Here is a 15291-nt window from a genome sequence, read left to right as displayed (position 1 = left end):
AAGGTCTTGGCCTTGCTCTCATGGCCTCGCCTCGATGAATCTCGCCCAGCTCCTCCAGAGCCAGAACCTCGCCACTCTGCTGCAGGCGCTCGCGCCCACGGCCGAACTCGCGCCGGGCCAGACGGTCGAGGCACAGCTGCTGACGCTTGACGGCAACGGCCTGGCGACGGCGCTCATCGGCGACACCAAGATATCTCTCGTGCTCGCCGGCCCGGAAGCGAAGCAGGCGGCTCTGCTCCCCGGCACGACGCTGCTGCTCAGGATCGACGCCGCCGAGGAGCAAGGCGGAAGCCTGCGCGCGACCTTGGTCGAGATGCGCCCGCCCGCTCCCGCCAACGTTGCACCCACGACGCCGCAATCCACCCCGCAGACCAGCCAGGCCGCTCCTCCCAATCCGACGCCGACAGCCTCCCCGGCGACAACCTCCCCGGCCGAGGTCCCGCGCGCATCGGCCCCACTCCAGCCGAGCTCGCTGCTGCAAGCCGCGGCGACAGCCGATGCATCACGCCCGGCCACCACTTCCCAACCGGCGCAGTCGCAGGCCAACGCCGCCCCCTCGCCTCGCGCCATTGCCGGGCCTCTGCTTGGGCCGGTGCTGGCCAATCAGGACGGTCTCGCGCCGCTCTTCGCCAATCTGCGCAGCCTCTCCGAAGGCTCGGTCGCGCTCACCTTGCCCAAGCCGCTGCTGACCCTGATCGAGCGCGTCCTGGCCCAGGCCGTTCCTGTCGAACGCAGGCCGCTTGGGGCAGAGGTCCTGAAGGACGCCGTCCAGCGCTCCGGCCTGTTCATGGAGAGCCGCCAAGCCGCGACAAACCAAGCCGCGAGCCAACCCGTACCGCCGCAAGCCGACCTCAAGGCGAGCCTTGTGACGCTGCGCGACGCCCTTGCTGCCGTGATCGAGCGCTTCGAGCCGACGCCGGCCGGCAAGCCGCAAGCGGCGCTCCTGCTCTCGCCTCAGACGACCGCTGCGTCGACCGCGACGGCAAAACCCACGCCGCCGCGCCGCGACGGCCCGCTTGCGCTGCAGCCGATCGTGGAGCCGACCCTCGCGGCAGGCGAAAAGCCGCTGACGATCGCGCAGACCCTGCTGGAGCAGACCGACGCCGCCCTCGACCGCGTCACGCTTTCGCAATTCGCCTCGCTGCCGCTGGACGGCGCGCGGCCCGACCAGAACCATGCCCCGCGCTGGCTGACCGAGATCCCCCTCGCCTTCCATTCCGGCGCGGCCGTCTTGCCACTTCATATCGAGAAGGAGCCGCCCCGCCGCGGCCCCAACGGCGTCGAAGCGCCGCTCTGGCGCATCCGCTTCGCGCTCGATGTCGAGCCGATGGGCCCGCTGCAGGGCGTGGTCACGCTGCAGGGCCGCAGCGTCGGCGTCACGCTCTGGGCCGAGCGCGAGGAGACCAGCCGGCTGCTGCGCGGCGCCGCTCCCGGATTGGAGGCAGCGCTCGTCGATGCGCAGTTCGAGAATGGCGCCATCGATATCCACACCGGCCAGCCACGCGTGATGCAGCCGACCGCCGGCCAGTTCCTGGACCGGATGTCATGACCGGCCCCTCGCCCCGCCAGATCGCCGTCGCGCTCGAATATGATGGGCAGGGCGCGCCGCGCGTCACCGCCAAGGGCCGGGGCGAACTGGCCCAGCGCATCATCGAGACCGGCCGGGAGCACGGCGTCGCCGTCGAAGAGAACGCGGTGCTGGCGCAGGCGCTCTCGGCCGTCGAGCTTGACGACCAGATCCCTGAAGAGCTCTACCGCGCCGCCGCCCAGGTCATTGCCTTCGTGTTGTCGCTGCGCGGCGAGATCAAGCGCGTGCGGCGCGACGGCGTCTCGCCTTGAACGCCACAATCGTCGTCAGGCGCATCCGCCCTGCGGATTATGTCGAGCGCGGCGCCGCCTTCACCGAGCTGAGCCTGCGCGCGCTCGCCGCCAATCCGCATATGGCGCCAGCCGCCATCGCCGCCGCGCGCCTGCTCATACCCGACGACAGGATCATCGTGCTCGCCGCCTGGCAAAGCGAGGCGCTAGGCTCCGAGCGCCTCGCCGGCCTCTGGGCCTTGCATCGGAAACGCGACTGGCGCAGCGGTTTTGCACCCGTGCTCGTCGCGCCGCTGCTGCCACTCTACGAGGTCTCCTCGATTCCGGTTCTCGATCGCGACCTCGCCAACGATGCGGCAGAGGCCATGCTCCGTCACATCCTGGCCTCGAGTGACCTGCCCAAGACGCTGGCGCTGCCATTGCTGCCGCTGGAAGGGGCATGCCACGCCGTCCTCACCGAGGCCTTTCGCAGCACGGGCAGCCGGCTTGCCATCCATGAGCGCTGGAGCCGGCCGATGTTGCTGCCGGAAGCCGGTGACGACGCCGAGCGCTATCTCAGGCGCGCGCTCGGACAGAGCTACAAGAAGCGCATGCAGCAGTTCCGCACCCTCACCAAGGCGGGCGAGGCCGCGTTCCGGCGAGAGCGGGGCGGGGCCGCCCAAAACAGCTTCGACGCCTTCCTCGCGCTCGAAGCCGCCGGCTGGAAGGGCGAGGCCGGCACTGCGATCGCGCGGCTGCCGCGGGACACGGCCTATTTCCGCCTGCTCATCGCCGGTTTCGCGGCGCAGGACGCCCTGCAGGTCGACAGCTTACGACTAAACGGCGAGCCGATCGCCATGGGTCTGCTGATCGAGAGCGCCGGCACGCGGCATTTCCTCAAGATCGCCTATGACGAAAGCCAAAGCCGGCTCTCGCCCGGGCGGGCGCTCACCATCGCCATGCTCCAGGCCGATTTCGCCGGCACGCCGCCTGTCGTCTTCGACAGCGGCGCGGGGGACGGCGTCGATGCCGGAACCTATGTCTGGGGCGAGCGACGCGAGATGGGCCATGCGATCGTCACCCTCGGCAGCCGCCGGCCGGGCCTGCCGGAGCTGGCAGCGCATGCGCGCCAGAGGCTGCGCCGCCTGCGCAAGCGCCTCAAGGGCTGAGCTCGTCTTTTTCGGTAGCCCGCGCGGCGCCGATCGGTCACATCTGCCTCGCAGCGCTACGCCGGGGTTTCAGGACATGAGCACGGATATCAGGATCGGCATCGTCACGGTTTCCGACCGTGCCTCGGCCGGCATCTATGCCGATGAGGGCGGCCCCGCCATCGAGGCCTATCTCGCCAGGGCACTGACGAGCCCATGGACGCCGGTCGCCCGCGTCATTCCCGACGACCGCAAGCTGATCGCCGACACGCTGAAAACGCTGGCCGACGAAGAGGGCTGCTGCCTGATCGTCACCACCGGCGGCACGGGCCCCGCTCCGCGCGACGTCACGCCCGAGGCAACCGAGGACGTCATCGAGAAGCCGATGCCCGGTTTCGGCGAATTGATGCGCCAGGTCAGCCTCGCCAAGGTGCCGACCGCGATCCTGTCGCGCCAGACCGCCGGCATTCGCGGCAAGTCGCTGATCGTCAACCTGCCCGGCCGCCCACGCGCCATCGCCGAATGCCTCGACGCGGTGATGCCGGCGATCCCCTACTGCATCGATCTGATCGAGGGCCCCTATCTGGAGACCGACCCGGCGGTGATCGTGGCTTTTCGGCCGGGGCAGAAGCCCAAGGCCTGACGGGCTCAGCCCTGCTTCGCCAGCCAGTTGGCGCAATTGTCGCGCCTGAGGTCGAAGCGATCGTTCTGGCGCGAATAGCCGTCGCCGAACATGCGGCCGACCGGCTTGTAGTCGCTCATACTGACCCGCAGCGTCTTGGGGTCGACGAGCCCCGCGCGAGCATGGATGCGGACGACCTCGCCGATCAGCAATTCCCGCGTCGGGCTGAAGGCGAGCGAAACCTGCTTGCGGCATTCCAGTGCGAAGGGCGCTTCCGCAATGCGCGGCACGGCGACGCTGACGCCCGGCAGCAGCGAAAGCCCCGCCGCGTCGATCTCGCTGACCTCAGGCGGGAAATCGATAGCGCAGATGTTCATCGCTTCCGCCAACCCCTCATCGACCAGGTTGACGACGAATTCGCCAGCCGCCGCGATGTGGCGGGTGGTGTCCTTGGGGTGGTTGCCCGGCCCGTGCTGCAGGCCGAGCACGACCAGGGCCGGATCCTCCGAGAAGACGTTGAAGAAGCTGAACGGCGCCGCGTTGACGACGCCATCGGGCGAAACGCAGGTGACGAGCGCGATCGGGCGCGGCGTCACGCTGGCGCAGAGCAATTTGTAGCGCTCGCGCGGTTCGAGATCGGCAAAGGCAGCGGTGAAGTCGGTCATTCGGCGATCCGGTCGAAATGCCATGGAGTGGAATAGTCGTCCCCTCGCCGTCATCCTGGCCGAAGCGAAGCTGAGCGCCGGGATGACGCGAGGAAATGGACGAGGGGCGAGCCTTACTTCGGCTCGATCACGCCGACCTGCGCAGTGATCGGCCCGTAATGCTCGATGCGGCGATGGCGCTTGAAGTCGAAGATCGTCTCCTTGCCGAAGCGGGTGTCGTCCAGGTCGCAAGCATGGACGATGACGCCATCCGCCTCGCCCTCCAGCTCCGCGACGATCTCGCCGTCAGGGTTCACGATCAGCGTACCGCCCATGCAGTGGTGGCCGTCCTCGTTGCCAGCCTTGGCGACAGCGACGACCCAGGTCGCATTCTGATAGGCCCCGGCCTGAACCGAGAGCCGGTGATGGAACAGCCGCTGCGCCATGCCCTCGCCGGCCTTCTGCGAATTGACCGATGGCGTGTTGAAGCCGAGCACCACCATCTCGACGCCCTGAAGGCCCATGACACGATAGCTCTCGGGCCAGCGCCGGTCGTTGCAGATCATCATGCCCAACAGTCCGCCCATCATCCGCCAGACCGGAAAGCCGAGATCGCCCGGCTCGAAATAGCGCTTCTCGAGATGCTGATGCGCGCGCTCGGGATCGAACTCGACATGGCCCGGCAGATGGATCTTGCGGTATTTGCCGATGATCGCGCCCTCACGATCGACCAGGATCGAGGTGTTGAAATGCCGGCCTTCCGGCGTGAGTTCGGCATAGCCGAAGCTCATCCCCATGCCGTGCTCGCGTGCCCGGTCGAACAGCGGCTGCACCGCCGGGTTCGGCATCGCAGCCTCGAACCAATGATCAGCCTCGGCCCGGTCCTCGTGATGCCAGCGCGGGAAGAAGGTGGTCAGCGCCAACTCCGGATAGATGATCAGCTCGGCGCCTTTCGCCTTGGCTTCATCCATCAGCGCGATCATCCGGGCGACGACGATGTCGCGGCCCTCGGCTTTCTGGATCGGCCCGAGCTGGGCGGCGGCGACGGTCAGGATACGGGACATGGAACCTCGGTATCAGAAATCTAAGGCAGGCTTTGCCGGAGGGGTTGCGTCTGGATGGCGATGACGGCGCCATCCTTGCGCCGACACGCGCTTGCGCCAAGACGGCGCGACGCAAGGGGGCCAAGCGAAAACGATGCCAAACCCGCGGGACCATGCCGGACCTTTGCTCAGGCCGCCTGCAACTCCTGGCCGATCGCACGCACGAGCTGCGGGCCGATCGGATCGGTACCGCTTGAAAAGCCGCCGACCAGCTCGCCATCGCGGCCGACCAGATATTTGTGGAAATTCCAGCTCGGCGTCTCGGCCGGGCGCTGCGCCGCAGCCCAGCGATAGAACGGATGCGCGTTTGGGCCGCGCACGCTGCACTTCTCGGCGAACGCATAGGTCGCGCCATAGCTCTGCAGCGCTGCCTCGGCGATCGCCTCGCCTTCCAGCGGCTCCTGCCCACCGAAATCATTGCTCGGCACCGCGATCAGCATCAAGCCACGTCCGGAATAGCGCTGCCAGAGCTGTTGCAGCGTCGCGAACTGCCCGGCAAAGCCGCATTGAGTCGCCGTATTGACGATCAGGATCGGATGACCGCGATAGGCCGACAATGCGAGCCGGCGACCACCAGGCTGGTCGAACGAAAAACCATAGGCATTCGCCTGGCTCTGCGCGCCCGCCGAATCGATGAAACCTGGCGCTGCAACCGCACCTGCGATCAGCCCCAGTACCTCCCGGCGCAGCAGCGACATATGCGATCTCCCGTAGAGCCCGACGATTTCAGATGGAATCACGCGATCCCATCTGAAATCTGAATCGGTCTCTCATCAAAGAGTGAGAGCAGGATAGGTTCCATTCCTGCGTCTACGCACGGTAGCCCAATACGGATGCGCCCCGCAGCCTTGCGGCTCGGGGCGCTGGAATAGGTGATGTGTCGAGCCGCGGCGCGATTATGAACTCAGCGACAGAACCTTCTTCACGCGGACTTCAAGGTCGCGCAACTCATAGGGCTTCACCACATAGTGGTCGGCGCCGTTGGTGGTCGCCTCGTCCATCTTGTCGACCGAGCGCTCGGAGGTCGCCATGATGATCTTGATCTGGTTCAGCTCCGGCACCGAACGGATCGCACGCAGCAGGTCGATGCCGCTCATGCCGTCCATGTTCCAGTCGAGCAGCAGCAGATCGTAGCGCTTGCTCTGCATCTTCATCAGGGCTTCGCGGGCATTCTCGGCCTCGTCGATGTCCTGGAATTCGATCTGCTTCAGAAAATACGTCGCGAGCCCGCGCATGCTCTTCTGATCATCGACCACGAGGATCCTGTAGTCGCTTCTCGCCTTCATCACGCTCTCCTCACGCGGTGCGCAGATGCGGTCGCTCGCCGATCAGGTTGCCGACAGCGGCACCGATCTGATCCAGCGGCACCACTCTGTCGGCGGCTCCCAACTCGTAGGCCGCTTTCGGCATCCCGTTTACCACACAGGTTTCCCCACTTTGGATTAACGTCTCCGCACCAGCTTTACGCATGGCTAACAAACCGTCAGCGCCATCGCGGCCCATGCCGGTAAGCAGAATGCCGACCGCATGCTGGCCGAGGCTGCGCGCCACCGAATGGAACATCACGTCGACGGAAGGGCTGTGGCCGCTGACCAACGGTCCTTCCCGCAGGACACAGACGAGTTCGCCCCGACGCTCCTCGATCTCGAGATGGCGCGGCCCGCCGGGTGCGACCACCGCCATGCCGGGTTTCAGCTTGTCGCCATCCGCAGCCTCGCGGACATCGAGCCCCGTCGCCGTCGCCAGGCGCGCCGCGAATTTCGCGGTATAGCCCGGCGGCATATGCTGCACCACGACGACAGGGATGCGCAGATGCGCGAGGTCCCGCATCACCACCTGGACGGCCGGCACGCCGCCGGTCGAGGCGCCGATCGCGATCAGCGAAGTGCGTCCGCCGCGGGCCGGCTCGCGCGCCAGCACCGGACGCGCGGGCGCAGCCTCGCGCCGGGCTGCGAACATGCGCCGGCTCACCGAGGCCCGCGACAGCGCCGCGACCAGATGCTTCATGAAGCCTTCGAGCGTATGCGTCGTGCCGTCGGGCTTCTCGATGAAGTCGATCGCGCCGAGCTCCAGCGCCTGGATGGTGTTGTCTGCGCCTGGCCCTCCGAAAGCCGAGACGATCAGCACCGGCAACGGGTCCTGCTTGAGCACACGGGCCAGCAGCTTGAGGCCGTGGCGACCTGGCAATTCAAGATCGAGCGTCAGGACGTCGGGCCGCAATTCCTGGATCGCATCCCAGCCTTCCTCGGCGCTGCCGGCGACGCCGATCACCTTGAAGCCGGGCGCGGAATCGATGATCTGCGTCATCAGCTTCTGCATCAGTACGGAATCGTCGACGACGAGGACTTTCACCGGGCCGCCGGGGGTGGTCAGCGTGCTCATCACCAGATCTCCACTTCACCAGCCACGGGTTGAGTCTTGAGGCGATTGAGATAAGCGACTTCCTGCTCGTGCTCGCTGTCGCGCGTGCTCGGCTGCACATGCTGCACCCAGGCCCGACCGGTCGAAGGCTGGTAATGGATACGGCGCGAGCGCGTGCCGCCGACGTCCTTGGACACCACGGGAATCCCCTCCACCCTCAGAAACTCATTAACGAAGGCGATGTTGCCGTCACCGATCGCCAGCATGGTCGCGCCCGAGAGCACGCGCGCCCCGCCGAAGACTTTGGCTTCGAGATTGCCGCGCCTGGCGCCACGCTTGAGCAGGCCGTTGATCAGAACCTCCATGGCGGTGTCGCCATAACGCTCACCGGCATTGGTGTCCGAACCGCCATTGTTCTTCGGCAGCAGGAAATGGTTCAGCCCGCCGACCCCGACTTGGGGATCGCGCATGCACACCGAGATGCAGGAGCCGAGTACGGTCGCCACGATCTCGTCCTTGGCGGCGGTGATCTCGTGCTCGCCTGGCGCGACCGTGATGATCGTCGCCTCGAAGCGCGGGTCGAAATAACGACGAGAGGCCCGGGCAACACTCATGCTGTTCTCTCATAGATGGTGCGGCCGATCAGCCGGAGCTGGGGATGCGGCTGCGGGAGCGATTCCGAATGGCCGAGATAGAGGAAGCCGCCCGGCGCCAGCAGCGCGACGAAGCGATCAAGGATCGAAGCCTTGGTCTGGGTGTCGAAATAGATGAAGACATTGCGGCAGAAGATCACGTCGAACGGCCCGCCCATCGGCCATTTCTCGATCAGGTTGAGCCGCTTGAATGCGATCAGCCGGCGCAAATCCTCGCTGATGCGCGCCTCGCCCCTGGCCGCAGCCTCAAGCTTGAGCAGCGGCTTGACGTCGGACGGCAGCCGCTCGAACAATTCGCTCGGATAGAGCCCCGCCTCCGCCCGCTCCAGGATATCGGTGTCGATGTCGGTCGCCAGGATACGGAAGTCGACATCGCTGCGCGAGCCCAGCACGTCGCGCGAGGTCGCCGCGATGCTGTAAGGCTCCTCGCCCGAGGAACAGGCCGAGGACCAGATCCGGATACGCCCGCGCCGCCCGCTGCGCTCCTGCAGCAATTTCGGCAGCACATCCTTGCGCAGATGGTCGAAATGATGCCGCTCGCGGAAGAACGCGGTGTGGTTGGTGGTCACCGCATTGATCAGCTCGGGGATCTCGGAGACGGCGCCCGGCGTTTTCAGGAAAGCGCAGTATTCGGCGACCGAGCCCAGCCCCAGCGCCTTGACGCGACGCGCCAGCCGCCCACGCGTCATCGCCTCCTTATGCTCGCGGATGACGATGCCGGCATGCTCGTAGACGAGCTTGGCGATGAAGCCCATGTCGTCGCGCGTCAATGTCGCGTCGGCGAAGGCTTGGGGGGCGAGCATGGTGTTGGACCTCGACACTAGAATTCCGACCATTCCTCGGCGCGACCGCCGCCTGCCACGCGACGACGAAGCGCCATCTTCTGCGACGGAGTGGGCTCCGACCGGCGCGTCTCGGCACGGCGCGGCAGGTGCGCCGGCTCTGCCCTGACCTGCACTCCGCCGAACCGCGGGGCCGTCTCCGTCTGGAAAAACGCGACGAGGTTCTTCAACGTCGCGATCTGCTCCATGAGTTCGCCGGCCGAGGTCGCACTCTGCTCGGCCAGTGCCGAGTTCGCCTGCGTCGTCTCGTCCATATGCGCGACGGTCTGGCTCATTTCCCCGATGCCATGCGCCTGCTCGGCGGTGGCCGACGAAATCTCGACAATGGTCGCGGAGACCTTGCCGGCAGCCGTGACGATCCGGTCCAGCGCCTCGCCGGTCGAGCGCACGAACCGCACGCCCTCCCCGACCTGCTCGTTCGAGCTCGCGATCAGGGTCTTGATATCCTTGGCAGCCTGGCTGGAACGCTGGGCGAGCGAGCGGACTTCCGATGCCACCACCGCGAAGCCCTTGCCGGCGTCGCCGGCGCGCGCCGCCTCGACGGCTGCGTTCAACGCCAGCAGATTGGTCTGAAAGGCGATGCCTTCGATGACGGAGACGATCTCGGAAATCTTGACCGACGAATCCTCGATCCGCTCGATCGCACCCACCGTCTTGGAGACGACGGCCTTGCCGTCCTCAGCGACGCCCATCGCCTCGCTGGCGAGGTCCGTCGCCTCACGCGAGCGTGCCGCGCTCTGCTTCACGGAAGCCGCGAGCTGTTCCGTCGTCGCTGCCGTTTCCTCGAGATTGACCGCCGTCTGCTCGGTGCGCTGGGCAAGGTCGCCGGCGCCGGCATTGATCTCCAGCGCAGCGCGCGAGACATGGGCGGCTGTCGCCTGGATCGTCGCGACGGTCTGGGCAAGATGCTCCATCGTGCCGTTCAGGCTCTGCTTCAGCTCGCCGAAGCGGCCGCGATAGGCACCCTGCACGCGCGACGTCAGGTCGCCCTCGGACAATCCGCCGAGCACGCCGGCGAATTCGCCGACCGCATCCTCGACGAGCGCATTGATGCTGTTGATGCCCTCGGCGATCCGCATCAGCGCCTCGGGCTTGCCGGCCAGCGGAACACGGCGCGAGAAATCGCCGCCAGCGGCAGCCGAGACCATGTCGGCGACCTCGGCCGAAGCCGCGAGTTCGTCGGTGAGCTCGAGCCATTCGACTGCGGTGCCGAAGCGGCGCCCATTGGCATGCATCACCGAGGTCAGCGAAAGCGAGACGGTGCGCCGGCCGAGCGCGAAGCGAATGGCACCCTGACCGGTATGCGCGAGGGCAGGTTGGCTGCGCACGCTCTCCATGACCTTGCCGAGCATGTCCTTGGCCGAACAACCCGGGAAGGCGATGCGGAAGTCGTCCTGCGCCCCGGTGAAGAATTTGAGCAGCGAACTGTTGACGTAGACGACACGATCCTCGGCGTCGCAGACCATGACATTGGTGCGGCAGCCATCGAGCGCGGCCCGGATGCGAGCGGATTCGATCGCCTTGTCATGGATGGTCTTGAGCGCACGACCGATCTCGCCGATCTCGTCGCGGCGCTGCAGGCCGAGGATCACCGTGTCCTCGCCTTCGGCGATCGCGACCGCGGCATCGCGGATTGCCGCGATCGGGCGCTGGGCCCGATAGGCGAGCAGCCAGCCGAGCAGCGCGACGACGCAGAGCGTGATCGAGCTCGATGTCAGGATCTGGGGCGACGCTGCGGCGAGCATGCCGCCTGCCACCTGCCAGACGCAGGCGCCAACCGCTCCACCTGCAATGAAGACCGCGCCGACGACCATGAGCGGCAGCCTGACCGACAGTCTGGAAAGGGAACCGAGGGAACTGCCCATTTTTATCGTTTCTGTCTTGGCGTACGGTTCTGTGATGTGCGGTTCTTCCTGACGCTGAACGCAACCCTTTCCGGAAGTGGACCTATCTCAGGCGGCGCGGGCCGCCTTTGCCATCGCGCCCTCGGTACCGCCGTCGCGGATCACCGCCGCGAGATCGAGCAAGGCGACGATATCGGTGTCGAGCAGGACGAGGCCTTCGATCAGGCCGTGCTCATCGCGCTCAAGATCGGGCGCCGGGCGAACCGCGCTGACCGGGACGTCGACGATGTCGGAGACCGAGTCGACCAGCAGGCCCGCGACCTTGTCCTCGATGTCGACGACGACGATGACATGGGTCGCCGTCGCATCGGTGAGGCCGAGCCCGATCGAGGTGCGCAGGTCGTAGACCGCCAGGATCACGCCGCGCAGATTGAGTACGCCGCGCACATGAGGCGCCGCATGCGGCAGCGGCGTCGTCGCCTGCCACCCCTTGATCTCGCGCACCATGCCGACATCGATGCCGAAGGTCCGGTCGCCGACCTTGAAGGTGACGATGCGGCGCACCGCCGATTCCGGCTGCGCCGACGAGAAATGCTTTTCGCCGAGTTGAAGGGTCATGATCATCCAGCCATTTTCAGTGCGGGAACAGGTGGGCGGCCGCTGGTCGCGGCGAGGCGTAGCATCGAGTCGACGTCGAGAATGAGCGCGACGAGGCCGTCTCCGAGGATGGTCGCGGCAGAGGCGCCGTTGACCGTGCCGTAATTGCCTTCGAGGCTCTTCACCACGACCTGCTGCTGGCCGACGATCTCGTCGACCGCAATGCCGACATTATCGCCACGTTCGGTCTCGGCGATGATGATGATGTTCTCGTTGGGCGTGCCGGTCGAGCCCATGACAGCGCCGAGCCGGTGCAGCGGCGTGACTTCGCCGCGCCAGCGCAGCACCTCCTGGCCGAAGGTGAGATGCTCGATCGGCGTCGAGGCGAGATGCTGCGTCTCGATCACGCTGGCGATCGGGATGACGTAGCGGTCGTCGCCGCAGCGGATGACCATGCCTTCCAGCACCGCCAAGGTCAGCGGCAAGGCGAGCGTGAACTTGCAGCCCCTGCCCGGTTCGGAATCCACCGAGATACGGCCACCGAGCGATTCGACGTTGCGGCGCACCACGTCCATGCCGACGCCGCGCCCGGAGACGTCGCTGATGACTTCGGCGGTCGAGAGCCCGGCAGCGAAGATCAGCTGATCGATCTCCTCCGGCGCCAGCTTTTCGTCCTGTCCGACGAGCCCGCGTGATTTCGCCTTGGCGAGCAGCTTGTCGCGCCCGATGCCGCGCCCGTCATCGGTGACCGAGATCACGATGCGCCCGGCGCGATGCTCCGCGACGAGCTTGATCGTGCCCTCCGGGTTCTTGCCGGCGGCGATGCGATCTTCCGGCGTCTCCAGCCCGTGATCCATCGAGTTGCGGATCATATGGGTCAGCGGATCGGCGAGTTCCTCGATGATCGTCTTGTCGACCTCGGTGTTCTCGCCTTCGAGAACGAGCTTCACTTCCTTGCCGAGCGTCTGCGCCAGTTCGCGCACAAGGCGCGGCATGCGCTGGAACACGGCCTTGACCGGCTGGGCGCGGACCGCCATGACATGGTCCTGCAATTCGCGCGTCTGGCGCGACAGCGTCAGGATGCCTTCGGCCGTCTTGGCGTGGACGTCATAGGGTAGCGAACGCACGCATTCGACCAGCATGGACTGGGTGATGACGATCTCGCCGACGAGGTTCATCAGCTTGTCGATGCGGTCGAGATCGACACGCACGCTGACGGCCTGGCGCTGGCGCGCGGCGGCCGCATCATTGGCGGGTGCTCGCGCCGCCGGTGCCCTGGAGGGCGCCGGAGCAGCCTCCGCAATGGCCTGGACCGGGGCTGCGACAGGTGTGGCGGTCGGCTGGATATCGGGTTCCGGCGCGCTGGTCGGAGCCGGCCCCAGCCTGGCGAGGATCGCAGAGAGGTCGGCGGCGACATTGGCCGAGACTTCGGCCTCCGGCGCGGCGGGAGCCTCCTCGGCCGGCTCGGCGTCGTCATTCGCGGCAGGCGGCGAGAGCGTCTCGATCTCGAACTCTTCGGCGGCGAGCGTGAAGTCGAAGCGGCTGTAGATATCCTCGACCGAAAGCTCGGTGCGCAGCGTCACGACGAAGCGCATATGGCAATCGGTGACGTCGAGCGTCTCCAGCATCGGCACCTGGCTCAGATCGCAGACTACCGAAACGATATCCTCGGCGGGCAGCGAACCCAGCACGACGCGCGGCTCGATGACGCGGCGAAACAGATCCGATTCCGGGCTGATCCGCAGGCAGAGATCGCGGCCGGGCTTGTCGGTGGGGGGCGGCGCGGCTGCGGCCGGCTCGTCGTCCCAGCCGTCATCTGCGCGCGGGGCAGCGACGCCGGTCTTTGCCTCGACCATGGCGAGCAGATTGCCGAGCGCGGCAATGCCGGGAGGAGCGTCATCGGCGGCGACGGGCGCTGGTTTGGCAGCCGCCGGCTTTGCAGCTTCAGCCTTTGCGGGTTCAGTCTTGGCGGGTTCGGGCGCGGCGGCAGCAGGTGCGGAGGCGGCGGGCTTCGGCGCCTGGCCGACCCGCTCCAGCGCTTCCAGCAGATCGGGGCGCGCAGTGGCGACCTCGTCGTTGCGAGCGGCGGAAACGAGATCGGCGACAGCGTCCGAGCAGCGCAGGAACAGGGAGAACGGCGCATCCTCGATCGCAACGCGGCCCGAGCGCAAATGATCGAGCGAGGCCTCGAAGACATGCGCGAACGCGACAAGCTCGGTGCAGCCGAAGGCGCCGGCCCCGCCCTTGATCGAGTGGATGGCGCGGAAGGCGGCGTTAACGTCCTCGGGATCGGTCGATCCCTCATCGAGAGCCTGGAGCTTCTGTTCCAGCGCGCCCAGGAGTTCTTCGCACTCCTGGAAGAAGGTCTGCTTGAGTTCCGCCAACGGGTCCATCAGCCAGCCTCAGTTCTGATAGCGGGCGACGAGGCCGAGCAGGGTCGTAGGCTCGAATGGCTTGACCATCCAGGCGCTGGCGCCGGCGCGACGGCCTTCCGCTTTGATCTCGGCGCCGTTCTCGGTGGTCAACACGATGATCGGCGTGTTCTGCCCGGCCGGCCTGGCCCGGCAGGCCCGGGTGAACTCGATGCCGTCCATCAACGGCATGTTGAGGTCGGTGATCACCAGATCCGGCTTGAACTTGTCGAAGGTGGTCAGCCCCTCCTCGCCATTCTCCGCGGCAGCCACTTCATGGCCGGCATTGCGCAGCGTCAAGCAGAGCAGGCTGAGCAGGGTCTTGGTGTCGTCGATAGCCAGGATCTTCATCCATATCACTCCAGAACGAGAGCGCTTCGAGCGGGGTCGAACCCGATCGCCTGCAGGGATTTGCGGCATTCCTCGGAAGCCGCCTTGAGGGAGACCGAGAGACCGCGCGCCTTGGCGCTGAGCGCGGCGGAATGCAGCAATTGCACCCAGAGGCTTGGGAAAGGACCGGCCTCCGCGCATTCGACGGCGACGCTTTCCTTCTGCTCCAGCGCAACCAGCAACTGGTTGCGGAAGGCAGCTGCTTCGGAGCGACCCAGGAAGGGAGGTAGGGAGACGGTGATGACCACGGCGGCGCGACCCATGAATGTGCCGCTGAGCATCGCGTCTCATTGGTAAAAACTTCGCTAACCTGCTCGCGATGCGTCAATCTTTTGGGCGTTTCTAAGGCCTTTTCGGCGTCCGCCGGCAGTTGGCAACGCCTCGGCCTGCAACCCTCAGAACATGTTATTGCTGATCGCGCGCGGTACGAGTGAGATGCTGCCGTTCTGCTCCTTGTATTTCCGCGGGATGTTGATGATTCCCGACAGGTGGAGCCACAGGTTGTTGGGCGAGATCGGCTTGTTGATGATCTCGTGCGCGCCAAGCTTGGCGGCGTGGACGACCGAGCGCCGGTCCGGACGCTCCATCATCACCAACACCGGCGCCTTGGCGAAGGGCGAAGTCTTGAAGGAGCGGATCGAGGCGAGGCATTTCATGCTGCCGGAATCGGGCAGGTCCCAATCCAGAATCACGATGTTGGGCTGCTTCTGGATGAACATCGTTGCCGCAGACGACAGGTCGGACGCCTCGAAGATGCGGTGGAGCTGCGCCTGATACATCATCGTACGGATGATGCGCCGATAATGCGGGCTCGCATCGATCAGCAGGACGGAGAGATTCGGGAAAGACGGCGCGATATGCATGACGCTTGCTCGATTC

The 15291-nt window shown here is 66.4% G+C and carries 17 protein-coding genes; 4 read left to right on the top strand and 13 right to left on the bottom strand.

From position 1 onward, the window contains the following. Positions 1–34 precede the first annotated feature (34 nt). The 4 genes from fliK to mog all read left to right on the top strand — a co-directional run bounded on the left by fliK (position 35) and on the right by mog (position 3588). Positions 35–1549 (top strand): flagellar hook-length control protein FliK, encoded by a 1515-nt coding sequence (fliK, locus tag J2Y55_RS21270; protein WP_310157720.1) that lies wholly within the window; start codon positions 35–37, stop codon positions 1547–1549. After that, a complete protein-coding gene (locus J2Y55_RS21265; protein WP_310157717.1) occupies positions 1546–1839 on the top strand; it encodes an EscU/YscU/HrcU family type III secretion system export apparatus switch protein in 294 nt (97 codons plus the stop codon). The genes fliK and J2Y55_RS21265 overlap by 4 nt, the downstream gene beginning before the upstream one ends. Continuing rightward, a complete protein-coding gene (locus J2Y55_RS21260; protein WP_310157715.1) occupies positions 1836–2966 on the top strand; it encodes a GNAT family N-acetyltransferase in 1131 nt (376 codons plus the stop codon). The genes J2Y55_RS21265 and J2Y55_RS21260 overlap by 4 nt, the downstream gene beginning before the upstream one ends. Before the next feature lie 76 nt (positions 2967–3042). Next, a complete protein-coding gene (mog, locus tag J2Y55_RS21255; RefSeq protein WP_310157713.1) occupies positions 3043–3588 on the top strand; it encodes a molybdopterin adenylyltransferase in 546 nt (181 codons plus the stop codon). A 5-nt stretch (positions 3589–3593) separates the two neighbouring features. On the opposite strand, the gene J2Y55_RS21250 is transcribed toward mog, so the two are convergent. From J2Y55_RS21250 to J2Y55_RS21190, 13 genes are all read right to left on the bottom strand, one after another. Continuing rightward, positions 3594–4232, bottom strand: a complete 639-nt coding sequence (locus J2Y55_RS21250; RefSeq protein ID WP_310157711.1) for a flavin reductase family protein — start codon at positions 4230–4232, stop codon at positions 3594–3596. A 113-nt stretch (positions 4233–4345) separates the two neighbouring features. Further along, positions 4346–5275 carry an N-carbamoyl-D-amino-acid hydrolase gene (locus tag J2Y55_RS21245; RefSeq protein ID WP_310157707.1) on the bottom strand — a complete coding sequence of 310 codons (930 nt, stop codon included), beginning with the start codon at positions 5273–5275 and terminating at the stop codon, positions 4346–4348. 167 nt (positions 5276–5442) lie between these two features. Further along, complete coding sequence (locus J2Y55_RS21240) at positions 5443–6012, bottom strand: glutathione peroxidase (protein ID WP_310157705.1); 570 nt, start codon at positions 6010–6012, stop codon at positions 5443–5445. A gap of 198 nt (positions 6013–6210) precedes the next feature. Continuing rightward, positions 6211–6600 carry a response regulator gene (locus J2Y55_RS21235; protein ID WP_069692553.1) on the bottom strand — a complete coding sequence of 130 codons (390 nt, stop codon included), beginning with the start codon at positions 6598–6600 and terminating at the stop codon, positions 6211–6213. Positions 6601–6610: 10 nt separating this feature from the next. Then, the gene (gene cheB / locus J2Y55_RS21230; protein ID WP_310157703.1) at positions 6611–7696 is read right to left on the bottom strand and encodes a chemotaxis-specific protein-glutamate methyltransferase CheB; all 1086 of its coding nucleotides are present in this window, start codon (positions 7694–7696) and stop codon (positions 6611–6613) included. Continuing rightward, positions 7696–8289 carry a hypothetical protein gene (locus tag J2Y55_RS21225; protein WP_069692555.1) on the bottom strand — a complete coding sequence of 198 codons (594 nt, stop codon included), beginning with the start codon at positions 8287–8289 and terminating at the stop codon, positions 7696–7698. The genes cheB and J2Y55_RS21225 overlap by 1 nt, the downstream gene beginning before the upstream one ends. Further along, positions 8286–9131 (bottom strand): CheR family methyltransferase, encoded by an 846-nt coding sequence (locus J2Y55_RS21220; RefSeq protein WP_310157698.1) that lies wholly within the window; start codon positions 9129–9131, stop codon positions 8286–8288. Before J2Y55_RS21220 ends, J2Y55_RS21225 begins: the two co-directional genes overlap by 4 nt. 17 nt (positions 9132–9148) lie before the next feature. Continuing rightward, positions 9149–11035: a methyl-accepting chemotaxis protein gene (locus tag J2Y55_RS21215; RefSeq protein WP_310157695.1), complete on the bottom strand. Its 1887-nt coding sequence runs from the start codon at positions 11033–11035 to the stop codon at positions 9149–9151. Between the two features lie 87 nt (positions 11036–11122). Further along, positions 11123–11632, bottom strand: a complete 510-nt coding sequence (locus J2Y55_RS21210; RefSeq protein WP_069693956.1) for a chemotaxis protein CheW — start codon at positions 11630–11632, stop codon at positions 11123–11125. 2 nt (positions 11633–11634) lie between these two features. Further along, complete coding sequence (locus J2Y55_RS21205) at positions 11635–14004, bottom strand: chemotaxis protein CheA (protein ID WP_310157687.1); 2370 nt, start codon at positions 14002–14004, stop codon at positions 11635–11637. A 9-nt stretch (positions 14005–14013) separates the two neighbouring features. After that, positions 14014–14373, bottom strand: coding sequence for a response regulator (locus J2Y55_RS21200; RefSeq protein WP_069692559.1), 360 nt, complete (start codon positions 14371–14373; stop codon positions 14014–14016). 5 nt (positions 14374–14378) lie between these two features. After that, on the bottom strand, positions 14379–14693 hold the full coding sequence (locus tag J2Y55_RS21195; RefSeq protein ID WP_310157684.1) for an STAS domain-containing protein: 315 nt from the start codon (positions 14691–14693) through the stop codon (positions 14379–14381). A 114-nt stretch (positions 14694–14807) separates the two neighbouring features. Beyond that, positions 14808–15275 (bottom strand): response regulator, encoded by a 468-nt coding sequence (locus tag J2Y55_RS21190; protein ID WP_069692561.1) that lies wholly within the window; start codon positions 15273–15275, stop codon positions 14808–14810. Positions 15276–15291: the final 16 nt, after the last annotated feature.

The sequence above is a fragment of the Allobosea sp. BE125 genome (genome assembly GCF_031456075.1).
GTDB lineage: Bacteria > Pseudomonadota > Alphaproteobacteria > Rhizobiales > Beijerinckiaceae > Allobosea.
This window is presented reverse-complemented; position numbering and strand designations above follow the sequence as displayed.